Here is a 23240-nt window from a genome sequence, read left to right on the forward strand (position 1 = left end):
TAGGTGTGATGCGGGAGGGTTAGTTTGAGTGCAAGTCAGTGTTGAGCTCGACTGCCTCAGTTTTCCACGCGGTCGCTTCAATAGCACCGCTGATGGAGTTGCGGCGGAACAAAACGTTGTTTGCGCCTGCGAGTAGGAGGGCTTTGGTGCTGGCGCCGTCGTCAAGCTTCATCGCTTCAGCGACAGCACCGCGGACGATGACTTTGGAGCCTGCAGTGACGTAAAGGCCTGCTTCGATGACGCAGTCGTTGCCGAGCGGAATGCCGCAGCCAGAGTTAGCGCCTAGGAGGCAGCGTTCGCCGAGTGAGATAACGTGCTTCCCTCCACCAGAAAGCGTTCCCATGATGGATGCGCCGCCACCGACGTCCGAGCCGTCTCCTACTACGACGCCCGCAGAGATGCGGCCTTCCACCATGGACGCGCCTAGGGTTCCGGCGTTGAAGTTAACGAATCCTTCATGCATAACGGTGGTTCCTTCGGCCAGATGAGCGCCGAGCCGGACTCGGTCAGCATCACCGATGCGAACGCCGCTAGGAAGGACGTAGTCGACCATGCGTGGGAATTTATCCACAAGATGGACAGTGACTGGGCCTCGGGCCTGGAGCTTCGCACGGGTCATCTCGAAGTCGGCGATCTGGCATGGACCGTAGTTGGTCCACACAACGTTGGTGAGGAGCCCAAAAATCCCATCAAGGTTTTGCCCGTGTGGCTTCACTAGTCGATGCGAAAGCAAATGCAGGCGCAGGTATGCGTCGTAGGCGTCGGTAGGAGGGGAGGAGAGATCTGAGATTCCGGTGCGGATCGCTTCACGACGCACACCTCGATCCGCATCCTCACCAACGAGATCACGGAACTCAGCGGGAATATCGTCGCCCTGGAGCGTGACTGTTGTGGTATCGGTGGGAGCGTCGAGACGCGGAGCCGGGAACCATGCGTCTAGCACGGTTCCATCGTTGGTGATTGTTGCAAGTCCAATAGCTAGTGCAGAAGTCATGTGTGGGAGTCTACTTACTCTTTTTCCTAGTGAGGAATGACAGGATAACCAGGGTTGTAAAGACAACGGCTACGGAGGTGATTTGGCTGCGGGAAGAGTCGTCGGAAAGCATGAGCGCGGTGAGTCCGATAAAGCCGACAACAGTAAACCAGCCGAGCCATGGATAACACCACATGCGGACCGTAGTGATCTCTTTCTTTTCCACGAGCTCAGGGTGCAGCTTGATGTAGGACAACGAAATCATGACCCAGATGACGATAAGGCACCCTCCTACTGCGTTGAGTAGGAAGCTGAGGAGGCCTGCGGGGTTCCAGTACTGAAGCCCAACGGATGCGAACGCAAAAAACATACTGAGTAGCACTGCCGCAATAGGAACACCCTCGCGATTTGTCGACGCAAACATCCTAGGGGCGTTTCCTCGTTGCGCCATGGAATGGACAAAACGAGAGGTTGCGTAGATCTGCGCATTAAAAGCGGAGAGCAGAGCAACAACGATGATGGCCTCCATGAAACCAACCACACCTGGAATATTGGCCATTCCCAGAATGATAGTGAAAGGCGACTGTGCCGCGGTCTGCGCCCCGCCGATTTGGTTGTACGGGAGTAGGAAGCTGATGACGAGCACCGAGCCTAGATAGAACGTAGAAATTCGCCAAATGACTGATCGTACTGCCGTGGCAATGGCGGTTTTGGGATCTTCCGATTCTGCTGCTGCGATCGTGACGATTTCGGTACCGCCGAACGCGAAAGCCACGGCTAGGAGACCAGTGGCGACTCCTGTGATTCCGTTGGGCATGAATCCGTCGCCAAGGAAATGCTGCGTTCCTACGTAGTCGTGTCCCGGTAGGAGGCCAAAGATAAGCAAAATGCCAACGACGAGGAAAATGATGATGACCGCAACTTTGATAAACGCGAACCAAAACTCGAACTCGCCGAAGCCGCCAACTTTGGCAAAGTTAATCACTGCAAAAAATACAACGCACACTAGCGCTGGGATCCATGGGTCGATACCAAACCATTGACCCATAATCGCTGCCGCGCCGGTCATTTCTGCGCCGAGGACCATGGTGAGCATGAACCAATAAAGCCAACCTAGGCTGAAACCTGCCCAGTGGCCGAATGCCTGTTCCGCGTAGATGGAAAAGGAACCGGAGGCAGGACGTGCTGCCGCAAGCTCTCCTAGCATCTGCATCACAAAAACGACGAAGATACCGGAGATGATATAAGCGATAAGGACAGCAGGGCCAGCAGCCGCAATTCCTACGCCCGTCCCTAGGAAGAGGCCGGCGCCGATCGCCGATCCTAGTCCCATCATCGTGAGGTGCCGGGTCTTAAGTCCGCTTCCGAGCCCGGTCTCGGAGGTTGCTTCAGTCATGAGAAGACCTTAACCCTACATGCGCTCGGAATATAATCAATCACTAGTTAATTTTATGTCCCTACCCTCGTGCAGGTGCGCTGACTAGGAGAAGGAGTGGATTACAGGCTCCGGATGTCCGAACTCCATCTGGACACAAAAATTGGATTTTCCGCGCAGTGATTCGGCTATGCATCTCTGTTGTGAGGAGGCATCGTAGATTTGTGTTGCCGGGTCGAGCACGATGTTGTTGCAGATGGTTACGTTGTCGCCAAGGTCGATCCCGATGACAGCAGCGCCAAGTCCGAGCTTGCAGTTATTTCCTACCCGGAGGCGTTTAGTGCTTTTGTCAGGGACTAGGGAAGCAGAGATCCCGAGGTCGAGGTCGTTGCCTACGACAGTTCCAGCGTAAAGACGACCTTCGACACGTCCTGGTCCCAGAGTTCCGGCGTTATAGGAGACGTAGCCTTCGCGTAGAACTTTGGTTCCCGGGGCGAGGTGCGCTCCTAGCCGCACGCGTTCGGCTTCAGTAATTTCTATGCCGCTAGGAACGACATAGTCAACCATGCGAGGAAGCTTATCGATCCCATAGACATGGATGAGCCCACGGGAGCGCAAGGACGTGCGGACATTTTCGAAATCATCAGGCAAACAAGGGCCTTTGTTTGTCCATGCGACGATCGCTAGGAGATCGGTGGCGTTGTCCATGTTGATGTCATGAGGTCGCACGATGCGGTGGGAGAGCAGATGGAGCCGGAGGTAGACGTCGTGAGCGTCGATAGGAGGGGAGGAAAGATCCGCGATGGTCGTGTGCACGGCGATTTGTTCGACGCGGCGGTCTTCGTCGATACGCACGAGATTGAGGAGCTTGGGGGATATGTGGTGCGCCCCTAGGCGGGTGGTGCCTGTGGGGTGCATAGGGGAGCTGGTGAGTCTGGGGGCGGGGTACCAAGTGTCGAGGACTGTTCCGTCCATTGCGATATTTGCTATCCCTGTGGCGTCGGCGCCGTGGTGAATCATGGTGAAAAGATTAGTAGCCACGTCAACGTTTCACTAACTTCATTGAGTCGCCTTGCCACGGCGGGCTGTATTCTGTGTAGTCATGTTGGACTTGACTGCTAACCCCATTGAACTCACCCGCGCACTCGTGGATATTGAAAGCCCTTCTCATCACGAGAAGCACATTGCGGATCTGATCGAACAAGCCTTGAAGTCCATTCCTCACGTCGAGGTGCTACGACATGGGAACACCGTGGTCGCTCGCACGCATCGGGGACTAGGAAGCAGAGTTATCCTCGCCGGGCACATCGATACAGTCCCCACAGCAGATAACGTCCCTTCCACTCTCATCGACGACGTACTCTTTGGCTGCGGAACCGTCGACATGAAATCTGGCATGGCTGTATATCTGCACGCTTTTGCCACACTCGCCAACGCCGAAGACTTAACGCAAGACCTGACGATCGTTTGCTACGAGGGCGAGGAAGTCTCCAGCGAATTCAACGGATTAGGCCATCTGCAACAAGCGCATCCTGAGTGGCTCCAGGGTGACATCGCGTTACTAGGAGAGCCATCAGGTGCCGTCATCGAAGCCGGCTGCCAAGGATCCATCCGCCTCCGGATCACAGCACGCGGTGTGAGGGCGCATTCGGCACGTTCGTGGCTAGGAACGAATGCCATGCATCTCCTAGCGCCGGTTATCTCCCGCATCGCAGACTATGAAGCGCAGGAAAAGCTTGTCGACGCCTGCCTTTACCACGAAGGGCTCAACATCGTGCACTGCGAATCCGGTGTAGCCACCAACACCATCCCCGATGAAGCCTGGATGTTTGTGAACTTTCGTTTTGCTCCGGATCGCAGCCTCGATGAGGCGATGGCGCACTTGTTGGAAACCCTCTCCCTTCCTAGCGACGTCAGCTATGAGGTAGATGATGCGGTTCCAGGGGCGCGCCCTGGGTTGGATCGTCCGGCCGCTGCTGCTCTCCTACGCGCAACAGGTGGAAAATTCCGTGCTAAATATGGTTGGACTGATGTGTCGCGTTTTTCTGAAATGGGAATCCCCGCAGTTAACTTTGGTCCTGGCGACCCTTCCTACTGCCATAAGAAGGACGAGCAGTGCCCGGTCCACATGATCACAGATGTCTCCAACACCTTGTTGGCTTACCTACGCGCCTAGGAGAGAGAATGAACGCAGAAAAACTACCCTCAGCAGAAAAACGCCGCCTCTTGCGCGGCCCCGTTTTGATCCGTGAATCCAAAGACGAGCAAGCCGGGACCTACGATCAACGTCTCCTAGAGTTCCCTGCCAACAACAGCTGGCTTCACGACGACCCCTGGCGCGTCCTACGCATCCAAAGCGAGTTTGTCACTGGCTTCGATGCGCTTTCCCAACTGCCTCCCGCCGTGACGGTGTTCGGCTCTGCACGAATCGGTGCCGATCACCCTTACTACGACATGGGAGTGCGCCTAGGAAAAGAACTTGTCGCCGCCAACTACGCCGTCATCACCGGCGGTGGCCCCGGCCTCATGGAAGCAGCTAATAAAGGGGCCTGTGGGGCAGACGGCCTCTCCGTTGGTCTGGGCATCGAACTCCCACACGAGCAAGGCATTAACAAGTACGTCGACTTAGGCCTCCACTTCAGGTACTTCTTTGCACGCAAGACGATGTTCCTCAAATATTCGCAAGCTTTTGTCTGCTTACCCGGCGGTCTAGGGACACTCGATGAACTATTCGAGGTTCTCTGCATGGTTCAAACCGGCAAAGTGACCAACTTTCCCATCGTGTTACTAGGAGAGGGGTTCTGGGGCGGCATGGTCGAGTGGCTCAAAGACCGCCTCGTCGCAGAGGGAATGATCGCGGAGAAAGACGTAGACCTCTTCCTCGTCACGGACTCCGTGGAAGAAGCCGTCGCCCATATTGTCGGCACGCACACAACGCTATTTGAGCCTGTGAAGGATAAAACTCAAGATGCCTAGGAGCGCCTTCCTAGGCACTGAAGGCTTGGCCACGGTAATGGCGATCGTGAATAGGACGCCCGATTCCTTTTACGATCACGGTGCAACTCATGCTTTCGACGCTGCAGTCGAACGCGCTGGTGCAGTGATTGCGGCCGGCGCCGGGATCGTGGACATTGGTGGGGTCAAAGCTGGACCGGGCGAATTCGTATCAATCTCTGAAGAAATAGACCGTGTAGTGCCGGTGATCGCTGCGGTGCATGAAGCCTTTCCCGATACGACCATCTCGGTGGACACGTGGCGCGCGGAAGTCGCCGAATTAGCTGTCGACGCAGGAGCGGCACTCATCAACGACACATGGGCAGGCCACGACCCAGAGCTCGTGGAGGTCGCTGGCGATCGCAGGGTCGGCTATGTCTGCTCGCACACCGGCGGAGTGATCCCTAGGACAAGGCCGTATCGCGTGCATTACGACGACGTGGTGTCCGCAGTTATCGACGAAACTACGCGGCAAGCGGAACATGCAGTGTCCCTAGGAGTGCCAGAGGACAAGATATTCATTGACCCCACGCATGATTTCGGCAAAAACACTTTTCACGGGCTTGAACTTTTACGCCGAATCGATGACATCGTGGCGACCGGCTGGCCAGTCCTCATGGCGCTGTCCAATAAGGACTTTATTGGGGAAACGCTTGCGCGGAGCGTCGATAAGCGTGTCTCTGGAACCTTGGCGGCAACGGCGTGGTCTGCGGAACGAGGCGTGGCGGCGTTTCGTTCGCATCAAATAGAAGAGACAATCGACGTGATTAGGATGACGGCGGCGATTCAAGGAACGATTCCTCCACTGAAAACAACCAGAGGTCTGGCGTGAAAATCTCTGTGGTAATTCCTGCGCTCAACGAGGAAGCAACGGTAGGAGATGTCGTGCGTGTGGCTGCTGCAGCGCAACCATGGGAAATCCTCGTCATCGATTCTGATTCCACCGATGCAACTGCTGTCGAGGCGCGCCGGGCAGGAGCTCGCGTCCTGAACTGGAAAGAACCCGTGGCGCTGCCACCGCGAGTAGGAAAAGGGGAGGCCCTCTGGCGAGGAGTAGCCGCCGCCACCGGCGACGTCATCGTATTCCTCGACGCCGATTTAACAGAGATCGCTCCCACGATTGTGGCCGATCTGTCGGCCCCGTTACGTGACCCGGACATTCACCTAGTCAAGGCCGCGTACCAGCGGGCTTTCGCTTCCTCTCCTAGTGGCGGCGGGCGCGTCACTGAACTGACGGCAAAGCCACTGCTGCGCGCAGTGTTTCCGGAACTTACGCGAATCACTCAGCCACTAGGAGGGGAATATGCGATCCGCGCTGACACTGCCCGCAGCCTGCCCTTCGTTGATGGTTATGGGGTGGAGGTCGGATTGCTTATCGACGTCGCCCGCCTCCATGGCTCGGCCGCGATAGCAGAGGTGAACGTCGGCAGGCGTGCCCATCGCAATCGGCCGCTGGAGGAGCTTGCCCCGATGGCTGACGTCGTGGCGGAAACTATCCTGAGCCGTGCTGGTGTGGTGAAGCCGCGAGTAGGAGAGAGGCCTGCGCTAAAGTCCTTATCCTAGGGAGCAAGTAGAAAGGACTCGTGCTGCTATGGTGTCGTGGATTGTGCTCATAGTTTTATTAGTGATCTTCGTCGCTGTGTTGTCGTGGCTTCTGGGAATGTTGTTTGGGCGTGGGGAAGCCGTGGAGCCGTTGGCTGCGTCGTTAGGCTTGACGAGTCAGAATGTGGATGCTGTGCGCCGTGGCGACCTGGAATCGGTGCGATTTGATACGGTGCTGCGTGGGTATCGCCAAGATCAGGTGGATGCGGTGATTGGGGAGCTCGAGCAGCAGGTGAGAGAGCTGCGTAGTCGGGCACTTCCTAGGAGAAGCGAGTAGACTGGTTGGATGTGATGATCGATAGTTTTTATCGACAAAGTTTTTCAATGCAATAGAGTGTAAGGGATCGGTGATTGCATGGCAGCCATGAAACCTCGTACAGGTAATGGGCCGATGGAAGCTGTTTTCGAGAGCCGCAAGATTGTGATGCGGATTCCTACCGACGGTGGTGGACGTTTGGTCATCGAGCTTAATAAGGAAGAAGCCGCCGAGCTTGGTGCTTTACTGACCGAAGTATCTCAATAAAAATTATTTGATCAAGGAGCCCATGTAGCGTGCTTTCACATGTCATTGATGTTCTTGCCGATCCTACTGACGGAACACCACTGAGCTTGGTCGACGACTCCACAAGGCTCGTGTCTGAATCAGGACACAGCTTTGATGTCGCACGTCAGGGCTATGTGACACTTGCAGGAGGCGCTGGTCTGCGTTACTCCGGCGATGATACGTCGATGATACGTGCCCGCGAAACCTTCCTATCCAGTGGGCACTTTGCACCATTCGTAGAAGCAGTAAGCGCTGCGGTGCATACCGTTCTCGACGAGGCTGGCGTTGCCGACGACGCCCGCCCCACGATCTGCGAGATCGGCGCCGGAACGGGATACTATCTAGCGCACACGCTTGACGACGTCGACAACTCCGTCGGGCTCGGCATCGACGTATCCGTCCCCGCCGCCAAACTTCTAGCAAAATGTCATCCGCGCGTAGGAGCTGTAGTCGCCGACGCCTGGTCCCGCCTTCCTATCCAAGACGCCTCTATAGACGCCATCACCGTCATCTTTGCGCCCAGAAATGCTTCCGAGTTTGCCCGTGTGCTTAAACCAGGTGGCCAAGTCATCGTGCTCACCGCCGATACCGGCCACCTCGGCGAGCTGCGCGATCCTCTTGGCATCATTGATGTGGAACAAGGAAAAGTACAAAGGATGATCGATCAGGCCGCCGGGCATCTTACGCCAGTAGGAGAGCCAGAGCCTGTCCAATTCACTATGCGCTTAGACCAGGACTCTATAGCCACCCAAATTGGGATGAGCCCCTCGGCTCGCCACATCCACCCAGATGTTTTGGCTGAGAGGATCGCAACGCTGCCACCAGTGATGGACGTGACGGCGAGGGCTATGATTACTCGTTTCACAAAGGTCTAACCTCCTTCCTACGGACGAAAAAGCCGTCCCCAGGAATTCTTCATTCCCGGGGACGGCTTTTTCGTGCCGTGAGATTAACGCACGGGTCCTTCCTCGTCTTCGTCTGTGAAAAGGACGCTCTTCATCGGACGGATTTCGTCGGTGTGAGAGATGCTTGCGCCCTCGCTAGGAACAACCGCGAACTCCTCGCAGTGTCCGTTGAAGTACACACGGCTGGCCATTGCCACCTGCCCTCCATCGGCGAAGACCTCTACGGTGGACCCATCCACAATGATTGTCATCGAGTCTGTATCGCCTTCAGTCAGCGGAGCGATAGCAATATCATCGCCGAGATGCTGGGGGTTCATAGACCTGTCTAATTCAAGTAAATCGCCACGGTGGGTGATCGTGGCTGCGACTTGGCCCGTGGAGTCATGCAACTCGATGGTAATTTCTTCTCCTTCAGGAACATCCATGATGGACGTCCACATGGAGGCGTAGTCGGAGCTTTTAACGGCGCTAGGAAGGCCGGTTACTGGCGTGTGGTAAATCTTTCCGCCCTGCAACGTCATCTTCCTAGGGAAGGACAAACAGTTGGCCCACTTTTCTTCGATGAAGCTTAAGTGCTTGCTGGGGTCGTCGAGACGCCCGATTCCGTTCATGAGCCCAAACACATAAGCAGTGTCGTAGCGGTGCTCATCGAGGTCGTTGAGTGCCTCGGCGGTGTAGTTGGTGTTGCGTGGTCGGGTGAAGTCGTGCCCGTAGTCGAGTCGTTCAAAGGGCGAATCGACGGTGAAAATGCGGCCGCTGAGCGTTCCGACGAGGTACCCTGAGCGGTCGATACCGCCGGTTTCTACGGTAACGATGAGGATGTCGTAAATGTTGTTGTCGACTTCGTCGCGAAGCCGGATAATGCGTGGAGCTACGAGCCTTTCGCCCTCGACGCCAGAGTCTCCGACGATTTTTAGCGGACCGCGCAAGGACCAATCGACTCCGTCGCGTGAGTCAAGGATGGCAAGAGTAGGAGAGGCTACGTCGCCTGTCACGGCAAGCATGATCCAACCTTTATGTCCCTCCTCGCGGTCGTCTTCGGTAGCCCAATTAGGGACCACGCAGGGGGAGCGGAAGTTGTTGAGTCCCTCGCGGTCATCGACCACCCTTCCTACGCGGCGCACATGCGGATCGATCATGGAAGGATCATCGCTGATGTCAGCGGCTGTACTGTCGATCTCTGCGATTTCTGCTAAATGAACGGAGTCGCCGCTAGGAGAGACAGAAGTGAAATAGAGATGGGCAGTGTTATCCGTAGACGTCACCGACCCGGCACGCACTCGGATTTCGTCGTTGTCAGGGGCTAGGACGTCGTCGCAAATATCCCAGTCGAAAGGAGTTTCGTCTGCCACAGTGTGAGCCCATCGAGCCCCGGAGTCTAATTTGGGGCGGAACTGGTGGAAGACATGCCACGTTTGGCCGTCGAAAAGTGCTCCCGCTGGAGCGTCGAGGACGCCTGTTTCCGGAGTGACATGTAGTTCGGGGCGGTGTGCCATGAATTATTCTCCTAGCTCTTTACTTCCGTGGCATGAATTTGTTGGTCTAAGTCATCTGGTGCCAAGGACGCCATACTGAAATCGTGGGTGAGAGGAAGCCTGAGCTGTAGGTCAGTGCCAGGGCATACCTCTATGGTTCCATCGGTCATGGTGAAATCAAGGACGTGCCCGCCGGCAGTACGTGCATCGTCGACATAGTGGACATGGCAACCAGGGACACCGATGCCTTTTTCATAAACAGGAGTCCTAAATCCCGCGATAGTTCCGGTCGTGTCGTGGAATACAAGTTCGGCGTCATCGCAGGTTGCTTCCATCATGGGGCGGTAAGGGCGTTCCTGTTTGGTGACAGTTCTTACCGACACATGACTGAACGTTCCTGTGATGCGGACGGCGTACATGTAGTTCTCGCTAGGAAGGAGGGAAGAGATGAACCTGCTGAGCTCTTCCCGTTTCATCCCGTGTGGTGCATCTGCGCTGATGCGTGGCACAAAGTTGGTTGCTATGGCGAAAGGGCTGCGTTGATCGAGCGTAGCTACGCGTGCTGAGCCATCTCCGCGTAGCTGGTAGCAGACCCCGTCTAGAATGACCATTTCTCCATCGAGTGCATCGAATGTGCCGATGCCAAAGTTTCCGTGGCCGAGAAGCTCGCTGATGGAGATTTCGCCGTCGTAGATGCCGTCGAGAAGCGCGGTCATCAGTGAACTCTGAAAAATAGTGTGGCGCTCAGTTAACAGAGCCTTATGGTCACTCATGCTCGCCTAGAATAGTCGCGCTTCCTAGATCTTGCAGGGGACGTGCGACTAGGAGAGGGAACGGTAAACATCAATGGTCTGCTGCGCAATCGACGCCCACGAGAAATCATTGACCGCGCGGGTTCGTCCGATGCTTCCATATGCCTCGACTAGGTGGGGACGCGCGATGAGTTCGTTGACCGCGTGCGCTAGGTCGCGTTCAAAGCCCTCGGTGTCGGTCTCGTCGTAGTGGACTAGAGTTCCGGTGTGTCCGTCTACAACGACCTCGGGGATGCCCCCGACATCTGAGGCGATGACGGCTGTACCACAGGCCATGGCCTCTAGGTTGACGATCCCTAAGGGCTCGTAGATCGAGGGGCACACGAAGACATCCGCGGCGCTAAGAATTTCTTGGATCTTCTCCTTGGGCAGCATGTCCTGGACCCATATGATGCCGTCGCGTTCGCTTTGTAGCTTCTTGACGAGACCACGGATCCGTGCAGCAATTTCCGGAGTATCGGGGGCGCCGGCGCAGAGGACCAGCTGAATCTCCGGGTCAAAATGGCGTGCGGCTTTGATGAGATGTTCGACGCCTTTTTGCCGTGTGATCCTTCCTACAAAGGCTGCGATCGGGCGGTGGGGAGATACCCCAAGCTCCATCAGCACAGAGTTTTCTGCCTGGCTGAATGTGGGGCGAGGGCGCCACAGATCAGTGTCTATGCCGTTAAGAACAACTTTGACCTTGTCGGCGTCGATACGCGGGTAGGCCGCGAGCACTGATTCTTTCATTTTCGCGGAAACCGCGATGATGGCATCAGCATTTTCCATGGCGTTGCGCTCAGACCAGGAAGAGATGTCGTAGCCTCCTCCTAGCTGTTCGCGTTTCCACGGGCGGTCTGGCTCGAGCGAGTGGGCTGTGACCACGTGCGGGATGCCATTCAAAAGTCCCGCGAGGTGCCCTCCTAGTCCCGCATACCACGTATGAGAGTGGACAACATCTACGTCGCGTATTGCATTGGCCATGCGAAGCCCAGTGGATAACGTGGCAATAGCTGCGTTGGAATCAGCTAAAGCCTCGTCGACGCCGTGGACGTAAACATCAGGTTCTGTTCGGGGTGCCCCCATGCAATGCACCTGGACAGGGACGATTTGGCGCATAAAACGGGTCAACTCGGCGACGTGAACGCCGGCGCCGCCGTAGATCTCTGGTGGGTATTCCTTAGATAACATCGCAACTCTCATACTGTTGAGAGTAACTATGTCGCCGACATTTTGTTGAGTGTTATGTATCCCAGTGCTGAAGATTTCCTGCGGAACTTATCATTTACCATTACATTGGGCAGTGTGAGGAGCCAACAGAACGTCTTAGCAATCGTGCTCGCCGGAGGAGAAGGCAAACGTCTTTATCCCCTTACAGAGGACCGGGCAAAGCCTGCAGTCCCATTCGGCGGCACCTACCGACTGATCGACTTTGTCCTGTCTAACCTGGTTAATGCGGGGTATCTGAAGATTTGTGTGCTCACGCAGTACAAATCGCACTCCCTTGACCGCCATATTTCACAATCGTGGCAGTTTAGCGGTCCAACCAGTCAATATATTGCGTCTGTCCCAGCCCAGCAGCGCTTAGGAAAACGCTGGTACCAGGGTTCGGCAGATGCCATTTTGCAGTCTCTGAACTTGGTGTATGACGAGATGCCGGATTACGTGATCGTTTTTGGAGCAGATCACGTCTACCGGATGGACCCTGAACAGATGGTGGCCGATCACATTGCGTCGGGCAAGTCTGTGACAGTGGCCGGCATCCGCATCCCACGCAACGAAGCAAGCGCCTTTGGCTGCATACAGGCAGATGAAAACAACAACATCACGGAGTTCCTCGAAAAGCCCCAGGACCCGCCGGGGACCCCCGACGACCCAGAGATGACCTATGCCTCCATGGGCAACTATGTCTTTAGCACCAAAGCGCTTATCGACGCCCTCAAAGTGGACGAATCCAATGCTGACTCCGATCATGACATGGGTGGGGACATAATCCCGTACTTTGTGTCTTTGGGTGAAGCCAACGTCTATGACTTCAATAAAAACGTAGTCCCAGGGTCAACGGAACGCGACCGCGGCTATTGGCGAGACGTCGGAACGATCGATGCGTTCTACGAGGCCCACATGGACCTTATATCCGTGCATCCTATTTTTAATCTCTACAACCAGCAGTGGCCTATTCGCTCTACCGATCTTGGCGATCTCCCACCAGCGAAGTTTGTGCAGGGAGGAATTGCGCAGTCGTCGATGGTGGCACAGGGGTCGATTATTTCTGCAGCAACAGTGAGAAACTCTGTGTTGTCCACAGACGTTGTTATCGAGGAAGGCGCCACAGTCGAGGGGTCAGTTCTCATGCCGGGCGTAAGAATCGGAAAAGGCGCAGTGGTACGCCACTGCATCCTGGACAAGAACGTTGTGGTCTGCGACGGAACGCTTATCGGCGTGGACCGCGACCGGGACTCGCAACGCTTCCAAATCAGCCCCGGTGGCGTGGTCGTTGTAGGTAAAAACCAAGTGGTCTAAAAGGCCGCCACACGGCTGGGTGTGCGACTATACAAAGTCGTGCACCCAGTTACTTTTTGGTGACCAGCGTGATTCCGGCTCCTAACGGGAGGCGAGCGACGATCACGTTATCGAGGGAAGAAATGTACTCGTCTGCTTCCCGCGCTGCGGCGGTATCCCGATCCTTCCTAGTCGCGTCGGCAAGCGTGCCGTCGAGAAGCGAATCAGCGAGCACCAGTACGCCGCCAGTGGCTAGGAGGGGGAGAGCAGCATCTGTGAAGGCCTTGAGGTCCACAGGGGAGACCTCGCCATAAACAATGTTGTAAGAATCTGCGGCCAATCGTCCCATGACGTCGAGCGGGCGAGAGGGAAGGAAACGAATACGGGATGGCGAGTAGCCAGCGTCGCGGAACGTTTGTTTAGCTCGTTTTTGATGCTCCGGCTCGGGGTCAATACACGTTAAGATCCCGGAGTCGCTCAATCCTGCGAGAAGATGAAGCCCAACGACGCCCGCCGCAGGGGTGACAGCGATAGCCCCCTGTGCACGCGCGGTAGCGGCTAGCGTGGTGAGGAGAGCACCCGTCATCGTATCGGGAAGTGCGAGACCGAATTCTTGTGCATCCTCACACGCAGCGGCGAGGACATCGCCGACGATGGCGGTCGACTCAATGTAGTCGCGGAGGTAATCGTTAGAAGCATTCACAATGGTTAAGTCTAGGTAAAACATCGGGGAAATAGTGCACAACGCGCAGGTTGTGACATCTGTGGCGTATGGGAATTGTTACCAAAAGCCATGTTTGATTACATTTTGGGAAAGATTAGGTTTTGACAGCGTTTTTCCAGTTTTCTAGCTGGTTTTCCCCAGAAGAGTCGGGCACAATACGTTTCATGACATCGAACAGCGGTTCCCTTTCACTCACCTCAGGCCTGGATCAGACACATGAGACGGCTGAGCTGAATGGAACTGCTGCATTTGATGCTGGTACTGGGGCAATGCCTACGTGGGGAGAACTCGTTGCAGAGCATGCGGATAGTGTTTATCGCTTAGCGTTTCGACTCTCCGGTAACCAGCACGACGCAGAAGATCTGACACAAGAAACCTTTATGCGTGTCTTTCGCTCGCTGAAAAATTACCAACCAGGCACCTTTGAGGGATGGCTGCACCGGATCACCACCAACTTATTCCTAGACATGGTCCGGCATCGCTCCAAGATTCGGATGGAGGCTCTGCCTGACGATTACGAGCGCGTGCCTGGCACCGACATGACTCCCGAGCAGGCCTATAACATCTCCAACCTGGACCCAGCGCTGCAAAAAGCTCTCGATGATCTTGGCCCGGACTTCCGCGTCGCAGTGGTTTTGTGTGACGTCGTGGGCATGAGTTACGACGAAATCGCGGATACCTTAGGCGTGAAAATGGGCACGGTTCGCTCACGGATTCACCGCGGTCGTTCCCAACTGCGTGCGAGTTTAGAGGCTGCGGCGGCGACTAATGAGGAAGCCCAACTCCTCCTACCGATGTCTCACTAAAAACAACGGTAGAGTACGAGGCGGAGGTGGAAAGAGTGAACCATGAACACCGCAACAGTAGGGTCGAAAAGATTCGGCACTTTGCCTCGGTTGAGCATCTTAACCCGGAAGCCGTAGCCGCGCTTGTCGACGATGAACTCAGCAGCGTCGCAGCCCATCGCGCAAAAATACATCTCGTGCATTGCAAAGAATGCCGCGATGAGGTAGATCGGCAGCGTCGTGCTGCTGACCGACTCCGCGGTTCCACGCATTCAGAAATGCGTGCTTCCTCTGATCTCCTAGCCAAGTTGCAGGGCATAGCTCACTCCTGCCCGGAAGGGCCCAACGCAGAGGACATGGTGGTTACCCCACAAACCTTCCTCGACAAGATTGACGGTATGGCCCGAAACATTAGGAAAACAAGCCAGAATCTGCGCAACGCTCGAATGGCCGCACTGAAACACCTTGATGAGCCCAACTCCCGCTAAGGTATAAGTGTGTTTTCTTCCATCGGTTGGCCCGAGATCATCACTCTCCTAGTGCTGGGCCTCATCATCATTGGGCCCGAGCGTCTTCCCAAAGTCATCGAAGATGTTCGCGCCGCTGCCTATGCGGCAAAGAAGGCGATCAACAACGCCAAAGCCGAGCTCAACGGAGATTTTGGCGCTGACTTTGAAGAGCTTCGGGAGCCGATTAACAAATTGGCTTCTATCCAGCGCATGGGACCTAAAGCCGCTTTGACAAAAGCGCTTTTCGACGGCGACCAGGAATTCATGGACACCTTTGACCCGAAAAAAATCATGGAAGATGGCACTGCAGGACAGGCGTACCGCGAGAAGCAGGGGGGCGTCGAAAAGCCTCAAACTCCGCCGCCATCAGAAACACAAAAAGCCCAGCCAAAGCAGGGCTTTAGCTGGGACGATATTACTTAACCCTTCCTAGTGACTCCTAAGCCAAGGGACTTGCCGGCAAGGGATTCCCTTCGGACCACGAGTTTGTCTGCGATCGCATGAATCGCTTGCCCAGCGGGAGATTCTGGGTCTCCCAGAGCAAGAGGCACTCCTGCGTCTCCACCTTCGCGTAGTCGGGGATCGAGGGGCACGCTGCCTAGGAGAGGGACGGTTGCGCCAGTGAGCGTCCGCAGTCGTTCGGCCATTGCTTCGCCGCCGCCACTACCGAATACATCCATGACAGTGCCGTCGGGAAGCACCATGGCAGACATATTCTCGATGACTCCAGCGATACGCTGATGCGTCTGGATACTTATCGACCCAGCACGTTCAGCCACCTCCGCCGCAGCCGCCTGCGGTGTGGTGACGACGAGAAGCTCGGCGTTAGGAACGAGTTGGGCCACCGAGATGGCGATATCACCTGTTCCTGGGGGGAGATCGAGTAGGAGAATGTCCAGATCGCCCCAGAAAACATCTGCTAGGAACTGCTGTATCGCACGATGCAGCATAGGGCCACGCCAAACCACTGGGGCGTTTCCTTCCACGAAGTGGGCAATCGAAATCAGCTTCACTCCATGAGCCTGTGGCGGCATGATCATGTCGTCCACAGCATGCGGACGGTCTTCAGAGCCCATCATGCCGGGGACAGAATGACCGTAGATGTCTGCGTCGAGAACACCTACTTTTAAGCCTTTCGACGCCAAAGCCGTGGCAAGGTTCACCGTCATAGACGACTTTCCTACGCCGCCCTTGCCGGACGCCACTGCGAAGACTCGGGTAGTCGAGTCCGGTTGTGCGAAGGGAATGACAGGTTCTTCGGTGCTGCCGCGCAGCGTTTGGCGAAGTTCCCGGCGTTGGTCGTCGGACATGACGTCGGTGCTGACACTCACCTCTCCTACTCCCCGAAGCTCCTCAAGAACAGCGCGAGTATTTTCAGTGAGAGTGTTTTTCATCGGGCAAGCGGCGATGGTCAGATAAATCTCGACATGTACGTCGTTCCCGTTGATTGCAATGGATTTCACCATTCCGATCTCAGTGATGGGACGACCAATCTCGGGGTCTTCGACACGTGCGAGGGCTGCGCGCACGGCGGATTCAGAAAGGTTATGTTGAGTAGTCATTGTTTTTATTTGTAGTCGTTCTTCTCGTCGTCGTAGAGATCGCCTTGAGTAGGATCAGATATTTCCTCGTGGCCGGTGTCGTTGAGCTCGTGGATGAGAGCGATGCGGGAGGCGGCTTCGTCGTCAAGCTTTGCTTCAAGGCGTTCGAGCATGTTGTGAAGATCTTCAAGCTCGTGTCTTAAATAATCGCGGGAGACCATGTCGCCAACTGCTAGACGCAAGCCCGCAAGCTCTCGTGTGATGAACTCGGTATCGGCTTTTGTTTCGAAAGCTCGCCGACGATCTTCGTTCAACGACACGCGGTCCCTATCTTCTTGCCGATTCTGCGCTAGGAGGATGAGTGGGGCCGCATACGCAGCCTGCGTAGAAAACGCGAGATTGAGCAAGATGAAGGGATATGGGTCCCATTGCCAGACAAAGACTCCGCAGTTGAGCACCACCCAGACAGCAACGAAGATGGTTTGCCACATGAGATAGGTGCCGGTTCCGAAGAACCGTGCGACTTTTTCGGCGTACGCACCGACGGTGTCGTCATCAAGTTTGAAGAATCTGCGGCGCTTCTTTAAAAAGGGCGTGTCAAGGTCAGACCGATTGTATTCTGCCATGTGCTAGCCCTCCTTAGAGCTTGGTGCTACGGGACGGATACCGGTTTCTCGCCAGTCATCCGGTAGGAGGTGGTCGAGAAGGTCATCGACGGCCACTGCGCCTAGGAGGTGGTTTTCGTCATCAACCACCGGGCCGCACACCAAGTTATATGTGGCGAAGTAGCGTGCGGCAGTTTCCTGCGAATCGCTGGCGTAGAGTGGCGGGAGATCCGGATCGAGGATGCCGGAGATCAGGGCGCTGGGGGGTTCTCTTAAGAGTTTTTGCAAGTGCACGCACCCTAGATATTTTCCGGTGGGCGTGGCAGTAGGAGGGCGGACGACGAACACCAAGGATGCCAAGGACGTCGGAAGATCGGGGTTCCGTGCAAGAGCGAGAGCTTCGGCGACTGTCGTTTGGGGAGCAAGAATCAGCGGCTCGGGAGTCATAAGAGCGCCCACAGTGTCGGGACTAAAACTCATGAGTCGGCGAACTGGAGCAGATTCTTCTGGATCCATGAGTTCCAGGAGCACATCGGCCTTGTCATCGGGGAGTTCGCCTAGGAGGTCTGCGGCGTCGTCAGGATCCATCTCCTCAAGAACGTCTGCGGCACGTTCGATGTCTAGGGTCTCAATTAGCTCGGCTTGTCGATCTTCCGACATTTCTTGGAGCACGTCGGCGAGGCGATCGTCGTCAAGCTCACTAGCCACAGTGACACGCTGGCGCTCGGGGAGCTTATAAAGCACCGTGGCGACGTCCGCAGGGCGCATGTCCTCAAAGCCCGCTATGAGCTCGGCCGCGGCATCGGAAAGACCAACACCGGCAGCGGAGATGCCGTGTACGTGGGACCACGGGACGGTAAACAGATCAGGTCGGCGGCCAAACTTAGGACGCTCTCCAATCACCGCGACACGCGAGATAGCCCAGTCACGCGTTCGTGTGCGTTCTAACTCTACGTCGGCGACTTCAACAGGGCGCCCATGTAATTGATCAAGCTCGGGATCGTCAACATGGATTTTGGAGCCGATGATGTCACCAACCACCGCTACTTCACCATGCCGAGGCTTATAGCCACGCAGTGAAACCGAACCAGAAACAAGATTGATCTCTTGAGGCTCGATAGCCGCGACGCGCAGCATGGGCAGAAAGATTCTTCGATTATTCATCATTTCCACCACAAGTCCCAGGACTCGTGACATCTGGCCGCTAGGACGAACATTAACGACCACGTCACGGACTCGACCAATAACATCTGTGTCTGGTCCGCGCACTACCATTCCGGCGAGGCGGCCGGCGTACACTCGTGTCACTTGACTCATGGTTTACCAGTCTACGTGCTTAAACGAAGTCGACAACTTCAAGGGTGCTCTACGCTTCTTGTGACTAGGAGAGGGGTGGGGCTGGGATATTTACTAAAGCAAGCTAAACTCTCCCAAAGCCCCCTTTCCTAGTCACGTGGATGAAAGGCACCCTGAACAGATATGAGCCGTCGAGCAGCATTAATTGGATCGCTACTGGTGGGTGTTATCGCCTTAACCGGATGCGCCCGTTTTGAACCGACCGCAGATCCTATACCGGACCAGCATAAAGTGATAGTGATTGCCGTCGATCCTGGCTCTTGGGAACAAGTAGTGCTGGGGGAAGCTTATAGTCAGGCGCTTCAGCATGCTGGACGAGAAGCTGTGATTAGGGTATCAGCGACTACTTCTCAGACGGATCCGCTTAGGTCGATTTCACAGGGGGAAGCGGATTTGTATATTAGCTGTACTGGAAAGATTCTTACCTTAGCTAATTCGCATCGGGCACGGGAGCTTTCCAACGAATACGTCAAAGACAAAGCGGCCGCCACTGCAGATCAGTGGCGAGAAACTGTGTACTCGGAAATGATGGCGTCGCTAGGAAATAATGTGAATGCCACCGATCCTAGTAACACGATTGGTTGCGAGAGTGAAACCCTAGAGCTTCCTCAGAATCTTGTCCCGGTGTACCGCGAACCAGTGTTTACGAGGGACAACCGTAACATTTTGAATCTAGTTTCGGGTTCGCTGTCTACGAGCAAATTACAAAAGCTTGTCGAGGAAGCAGAACAAAGCATGAGTGCTTCAGCGCCAGTGGAAAAATTCCTCAAAGACGCCAAGCTTTAGACCAAAAACAAACATAAGGGGTGAGGTACAACGTTGTACCTCACCCCTTATTGTGTTTTGCAGCTAGTCGGCGAATGCTTCGTCGAGAAGCTGGCTTTGCTCAACTGCATGGACTTTGTTCAATCCAGTTGCCGTTGATGCCTGAGCGCGACGGGAGACTCGCTTCATTGGGGGCATGCCTGGGATGAGCTCAGGAAGATGCTCGTGAAGGAATGGCCACGGTCCCTGGTTCGCGGGCTCGTCCTGGCAGAAGCGGATTTCTTCGGCATTCGGGTAGTAGTTGAATGCGTCGCGGAGACGGTTGAACGGAATCGGGTGCAGCATTTCGATGCGGACGATTGCCACGTCTTCGCGCTTGTCCTTTTCAGCGCGCTTGTCCAGGTCGTAGTAGAGCTTGCCGGACACCAGCATGATCTTCTTGACCTTGGATGGATCAAGGTTGCCATCGGTAAACCGTGGGTCGTTGATCACTGACTGGAATTTCTTTACCTCGGTGAAATCGGAGACATCAGAGGTAGCGGCCTTCATACGAAGCATGGACTTGGGGCTGAACACGATCAAAGGACGCTTAAGTCCGCCAAGTGCGTGGCGACGCAGGAGGTGGAAATAGTTAGCCGGGGTAGTCGGCTGGGCTACGGTCATGGTTCCTTCGGCGCTGAGCTGCAGATAGCGTTCGATTCGCGCAGAAGAGTGATCTGGACCTTGGCCCTCGTAACCGTGCGGGAGTAGGAGGATCAATGAGGATGTTTGACCCCACTTTGCCTCACCTGAGGAGACGTACTCATCGATGATGGTCTGTGCACCGTTAGCAAAATCGCCGAATTGCGCTTCCCAGGCGACTACTGCTTCGCCGTTTCCTACGGAGTAGCCATACTCAAAGCCCATACCTGCGAATTCGGTGAGGGCGGAGTTATAGACGAGGAACTTGCCGCCGTTACCCTTACGCTCAGCTAGCTCATTGAGCCCGTTGAATTCTGTGCCGTTGCGGGGGTCGGAGACCACTGCGTGACGCTGGGTGAAGGTGCCACGTCGGGAATCCTCACCTGTCAACCGCACAAATTTTCCGCCGGCGGCGAGGGAACCGAAGGCGATGAGCTCTGCCCAACCCCAGTCGATTCCACCGTTGTGCGCAGAGTCCAGGCGCTTTTGGGCTACTGGTGCCACGCGCGGGTGGAACTCAAAGCCCTCTGGCGCGGTGGCGTAGGCCTGCGCGATCTCCACGAGGTCTTCGCGCGAGATATTGGTTTCCAAGCCGTGGGGAACCTGCTGAGAAGAGGTAATACCCGCCTGTGCCTCAAAGGGCTTCTTCTCAGATTCTTTGACATCGTTGAAAATGGATTCCATCTGGTCGTGGAAGTCACGCTGGACCTTTTCTGCGTCCTCGGCGGTGAGTTCGCCGCGGCCAAGAAGATTTTCCTTGTACTGCTCACGGACGGTCTTGCGAGCGTCGATAAGCTTGTACATCTCTGGCTGCGTCATCGATGGGTCGTCGGCCTCGTTGTGTCCGCGCCGGCGGTAGGAGATCATGTCGATGAAGACGTCTTTGCCAAACTCGCGACGGTATTCGGTAGCCAGCTTGCCCACCCAGACGACTGCCTCGGGGTCGTCGCCGTTAACGTGGAAGACGGGGCAGCCATAGGCTTTAGCCAAGTCCGTGGCGTAGTGGCTGGAACGTGCGGAATCTGGCGTGGTGGTGAAACCGATCTGGTTGTTCACAACGATGTGAACGGTGCCGCCGACGGTGTAACCGCGCAGTTGTGCGAGGTTCAAGGTTTCCTGAACAATGCCAAGGCCTGCAAAAGCTGCATCACCGTGGAGCATCATGGGCATGACGGAATATCCGTCCTTGCCCTTGTCTAGGATGTCTTGCTTGGCGCGGGCGATTCCTTCCAAAACCGGATCGACGGCTTCAAGGTGTGAAGGGTTGGCTGCAAGCGAGACCTTGATCTCGTTGTCGCCAAACATCTGGATGTGGTTGCCCTCTGCCCCAAGGTGGTATTTGACGTCACCGGAACCACCGGCAGCCTTAGGCTCGATGTGCCCTTCGAATTCGGTGAAGACAGTCGCGAGCGGCTTTCCAACTACGTTGACGAGGACGTTGAGGCGGCCACGGTGTGGCATGCCAATAACGACTTCGTCCAGGCCCTGGCCCGCAGCGGTGTCGATAGAGGAGTCCATGAGCGGGATAAGAGCTTCTGCACCTTCGAGGGAGAAGCGCTTTTGTCCGACGTACTTGGTTTGTAGGAAATCCTCAAAGGCCTGTGCAGCATTGAGCTGCTGCAATATGTATTTCTGCTCCGGCTGGGTGAACTTAGGCATGCCGGCTTCGATGCGATCCTGGAGCCAGAGGCGCTCGTCGCGATCAAGGATATGGGTGTACTCGGACCCAACTTTGAGCGTGTATGCGGCGTGTAGCTTGCTGAGCACCTCACGCAGCGTCATGCTTTCCTTGCCGCCGAAACCGCCAACATTGAATGTGCGGTCGAGGTCCCACAACGTGAGTCCGTGGGTAGCAATATCTAGATCGCGGTGATCTGGTACTGGCATACCCGGCTGGTGCCAACGCAGTGGGTTCGTGTCTGCGATGAGGTGACCGCGGGAACGGTATGCCTCGATAAGCTGCATAACGCGGGTGTTCTTGTCCACGCCGGTGTTGGGGAGATCCTGAGCCCAGCGCATAGGGGAGTAGGGGATGCCTACGGACTCAAAAATGCTGTCCCAGAATGCATCGTCGATAAATAGCTGGCTTAGCGTACGGAGGAATTCACCGGACTCAGCGCCCTGGATGATGCGGTGATCGTACGTGGATGTAATAGTCACGAGCTTGCCCACACCAAGCTCGGCGAGGCGATCTTGGGAAGCTCCCGCAAACTCTGCTGGGTAGTCCATTGAGCCAACGCCGATGATCGCGCCCTGTCCTTGCGTGAGACGAGGCACAGAGTGGCGGGTACCAATTCCACCGGGGTTAGTCAGGGAGATCGTCACACCGGAGTAATCATCCATGGTGAGCTTGCCCACACGAGAGCGTGCGACGATGTCCTCATATTTGGCGACGAACTCAGAGAAGGAGAGCTTCTCTGCCTCCTTGATAGCTGCTACGACGAGTGCACGCGTGCCATTCTTTTGCTGCACATCGATGGCGAGACCCATATTGATGTGTTCAGGCGTATGCAGCGTGGGCTTGCCATCAACAACTGAGTAGTAGTTGTTCATATCGGGATGAGCCATGGTCGCCTTGACCACCGCATAACCGATGATGTGTGTGAACGAGACCTTTCCGCCCTTGGTGCGCTTGAGGTGCTCATTAATGATTGCCCGGTTTTCAAACATGAGCTTGACAGGCATATCGCGAACCGAGGTTGCCGTGGGAACCTCGAGCGACTCATCCATGTTTTTGGCAATAGCCTTGTAGATGCCTTTTAGCGTTTGTTCGCCGGCTTGGGGCATCTCACCTGTGCGCTCCAAGGGGGAAGGTTGAGTTTTCTTCACTTTTTTCTCGGGCTTAGGGTCTTTAGCAGCCGCCTGAGCTGGTTTATTCTCGCTCTTAGCTGCGACTTCGGCGGATTTCTTCGCCGAAGGGGTGGGCTGAGTGGACGTGTTCTCTGTGGGAGTGCCCGATTTCTTGGGTGCACCCTGCTCTTCAAAAAGTTCGCGCCATTCCTTATCTACGGACTGCGGATCCTTCTGGAACTGCTGGAACATCTCGTCTACCAGCCAATCATTCTGGCCGAAAGTACTAGCGCTGCTCACTGCAGGTGCTCGCCTCATTTCTT

At 55.7% G+C, this 23240-nt stretch carries 23 protein-coding genes; 12 read left to right on the top strand and 11 right to left on the bottom strand.

Translation table 11 applies throughout. The annotated features are described in order from the left end of the window. Positions 1 to 19: 19 nt before the first annotated feature. The 3 genes from dapD to CKV68_RS10800 form a co-directional block, all read right to left on the bottom strand. Positions 20 to 994, bottom strand: a complete 975-nt coding sequence (dapD, locus tag CKV68_RS10790) for a 2,3,4,5-tetrahydropyridine-2,6-dicarboxylate N-succinyltransferase (protein ID WP_013911206.1) — start codon at positions 992 to 994, stop codon at positions 20 to 22. 10 nt (positions 995 to 1004) lie between these two features. Beyond that, positions 1005 to 2369, bottom strand: a complete 1365-nt coding sequence (locus CKV68_RS10795) for an amino acid permease (protein ID WP_014525582.1) — start codon at positions 2367 to 2369, stop codon at positions 1005 to 1007. A gap of 84 nt (positions 2370 to 2453) precedes the next feature. Beyond that, on the bottom strand, positions 2454 to 3368 hold the full coding sequence (locus CKV68_RS10800) for a DapH/DapD/GlmU-related protein (protein ID WP_038622721.1): 915 nt from the start codon (positions 3366 to 3368) through the stop codon (positions 2454 to 2456). A gap of 82 nt (positions 3369 to 3450) precedes the next feature. Here CKV68_RS10800 and dapE point away from each other — a divergent pair, with 82 nt between their 5' ends. The 7 genes from dapE (at position 3451) to CKV68_RS10835 (ending at position 8363) form a co-directional block, all read left to right on the top strand. Continuing rightward, positions 3451 to 4524 (top strand): succinyl-diaminopimelate desuccinylase, encoded by a 1074-nt coding sequence (gene dapE / locus CKV68_RS10805; protein WP_014836208.1) that lies wholly within the window; start codon positions 3451 to 3453, stop codon positions 4522 to 4524. 8 nt (positions 4525 to 4532) lie between these two features. Beyond that, a complete protein-coding gene (locus CKV68_RS10810; protein WP_013911210.1) occupies positions 4533 to 5324 on the top strand; it encodes an LOG family protein in 792 nt (263 codons plus the stop codon). Continuing rightward, positions 5317 to 6174, top strand: a complete 858-nt coding sequence (gene folP, locus CKV68_RS10815) for a dihydropteroate synthase (protein WP_029974952.1) — start codon at positions 5317 to 5319, stop codon at positions 6172 to 6174. Before CKV68_RS10810 ends, folP begins: the two co-directional genes overlap by 8 nt. Then, a complete protein-coding gene (locus tag CKV68_RS10820; protein ID WP_029974951.1) occupies positions 6171 to 6905 on the top strand; it encodes a glucosyl-3-phosphoglycerate synthase in 735 nt (244 codons plus the stop codon). Before folP ends, CKV68_RS10820 begins: the two co-directional genes overlap by 4 nt. A 28-nt stretch (positions 6906 to 6933) precedes the next feature. Next, positions 6934 to 7221: a DivIVA domain-containing protein gene (locus CKV68_RS10825; protein WP_013911213.1), complete on the top strand. Its 288-nt coding sequence runs from the start codon at positions 6934 to 6936 to the stop codon at positions 7219 to 7221. A 78-nt stretch (positions 7222 to 7299) separates the two neighbouring features. Further along, complete coding sequence (locus CKV68_RS10830) at positions 7300 to 7467, top strand: DUF3117 domain-containing protein (protein WP_013911214.1); 168 nt, start codon at positions 7300 to 7302, stop codon at positions 7465 to 7467. Positions 7468 to 7496: 29 nt separating this feature from the next. Beyond that, a complete protein-coding gene (locus CKV68_RS10835) occupies positions 7497 to 8363 on the top strand; it encodes a methyltransferase domain-containing protein (RefSeq protein WP_013911215.1) in 867 nt (288 codons plus the stop codon). Positions 8364 to 8437: 74 nt separating this feature from the next. On the opposite strand, the gene CKV68_RS10840 is transcribed toward CKV68_RS10835, so the two are convergent. The 3 genes from CKV68_RS10840 to glgA are packed head-to-tail and all read right to left on the bottom strand — an operon-like array spanning position 8438 to position 11862. Beyond that, positions 8438 to 9889 carry a glycoside hydrolase family 32 protein gene (locus CKV68_RS10840; RefSeq protein WP_014525589.1) on the bottom strand — a complete coding sequence of 484 codons (1452 nt, stop codon included), beginning with the start codon at positions 9887 to 9889 and terminating at the stop codon, positions 8438 to 8440. An 11-nt stretch (positions 9890 to 9900) separates the two neighbouring features. Then, the gene (budA, locus tag CKV68_RS10845) at positions 9901 to 10641 is read right to left on the bottom strand and encodes an acetolactate decarboxylase (RefSeq protein WP_013911217.1); all 741 of its coding nucleotides are present in this window, start codon (positions 10639 to 10641) and stop codon (positions 9901 to 9903) included. 48 nt (positions 10642 to 10689) lie between these two features. Next, complete coding sequence (gene glgA / locus CKV68_RS10850) at positions 10690 to 11862, bottom strand: glycogen synthase (protein WP_095076184.1); 1173 nt, start codon at positions 11860 to 11862, stop codon at positions 10690 to 10692. A gap of 42 nt (positions 11863 to 11904) precedes the next feature. On the opposite strand from glgA, the gene glgC reads away from it, so the two are divergent. Next, positions 11905 to 13182, top strand: a complete 1278-nt coding sequence (glgC, locus tag CKV68_RS10855) for a glucose-1-phosphate adenylyltransferase (protein ID WP_013911219.1) — start codon at positions 11905 to 11907, stop codon at positions 13180 to 13182. Positions 13183 to 13231: 49 nt separating this feature from the next. Here the strand turns inward: glgC and CKV68_RS10860 are convergent, their stop codons facing one another. Continuing rightward, positions 13232 to 13888, bottom strand: a complete 657-nt coding sequence (locus CKV68_RS10860; RefSeq protein WP_414017493.1) for an O-methyltransferase — start codon at positions 13886 to 13888, stop codon at positions 13232 to 13234. A gap of 161 nt (positions 13889 to 14049) precedes the next feature. Between CKV68_RS10860 and sigE the strand changes: the two genes are divergently transcribed. The 3 genes from sigE to tatB are packed head-to-tail and all read left to right on the top strand — an operon-like array spanning position 14050 to position 15602. Continuing rightward, complete coding sequence (gene sigE / locus CKV68_RS10865) at positions 14050 to 14691, top strand: RNA polymerase sigma factor SigE (RefSeq protein ID WP_013911221.1); 642 nt, start codon at positions 14050 to 14052, stop codon at positions 14689 to 14691. A gap of 35 nt (positions 14692 to 14726) precedes the next feature. Next, complete coding sequence (locus CKV68_RS10870) at positions 14727 to 15158, top strand: anti-sigma factor family protein (protein WP_013911222.1); 432 nt, start codon at positions 14727 to 14729, stop codon at positions 15156 to 15158. Between the two features lie 9 nt (positions 15159 to 15167). Beyond that, complete coding sequence (gene tatB, locus CKV68_RS10875; RefSeq protein WP_013911223.1) at positions 15168 to 15602, top strand: Sec-independent protein translocase subunit TatB; 435 nt, start codon at positions 15168 to 15170, stop codon at positions 15600 to 15602. Here the strand turns inward: tatB and CKV68_RS10880 are convergent. From CKV68_RS10880 to CKV68_RS10890, 3 genes are read right to left on the bottom strand one after another with little or no spacing between them, the layout of a single operon-like run. After that, positions 15599 to 16741 (bottom strand): Mrp/NBP35 family ATP-binding protein, encoded by a 1143-nt coding sequence (locus CKV68_RS10880; RefSeq protein WP_095076185.1) that lies wholly within the window; start codon positions 16739 to 16741, stop codon positions 15599 to 15601. The genes tatB and CKV68_RS10880 overlap by 4 nt on opposite strands. A gap of 5 nt (positions 16742 to 16746) precedes the next feature. Then, the gene (locus CKV68_RS10885) at positions 16747 to 17346 is read right to left on the bottom strand and encodes a DUF1003 domain-containing protein (protein ID WP_013911225.1); all 600 of its coding nucleotides are present in this window, start codon (positions 17344 to 17346) and stop codon (positions 16747 to 16749) included. 3 nt (positions 17347 to 17349) lie between these two features. Next, the gene (locus CKV68_RS10890) at positions 17350 to 18642 is read right to left on the bottom strand and encodes a magnesium transporter MgtE N-terminal domain-containing protein (protein WP_013911226.1); all 1293 of its coding nucleotides are present in this window, start codon (positions 18640 to 18642) and stop codon (positions 17350 to 17352) included. 162 nt (positions 18643 to 18804) lie between these two features. On the opposite strand from CKV68_RS10890, the gene CKV68_RS10895 reads away from it, so the two are divergent. Continuing rightward, positions 18805 to 19467 (top strand): hypothetical protein, encoded by a 663-nt coding sequence (locus CKV68_RS10895; protein ID WP_014525595.1) that lies wholly within the window; start codon positions 18805 to 18807, stop codon positions 19465 to 19467. A gap of 63 nt (positions 19468 to 19530) precedes the next feature. On the opposite strand, the gene CKV68_RS10900 is transcribed toward CKV68_RS10895, so the two are convergent. Further along, complete coding sequence (locus CKV68_RS10900) at positions 19531 to 23217, bottom strand: multifunctional oxoglutarate decarboxylase/oxoglutarate dehydrogenase thiamine pyrophosphate-binding subunit/dihydrolipoyllysine-residue succinyltransferase subunit (RefSeq protein WP_095076186.1); 3687 nt, start codon at positions 23215 to 23217, stop codon at positions 19531 to 19533. Positions 23218 to 23240 lie beyond the last annotated feature (23 nt).

The sequence above is a fragment of the Corynebacterium ulcerans genome (genome assembly GCF_900187135.1).
In the GTDB taxonomy this organism is placed as follows: Bacteria; Actinomycetota; Actinomycetes; order Mycobacteriales; family Mycobacteriaceae; genus Corynebacterium; species Corynebacterium ulcerans.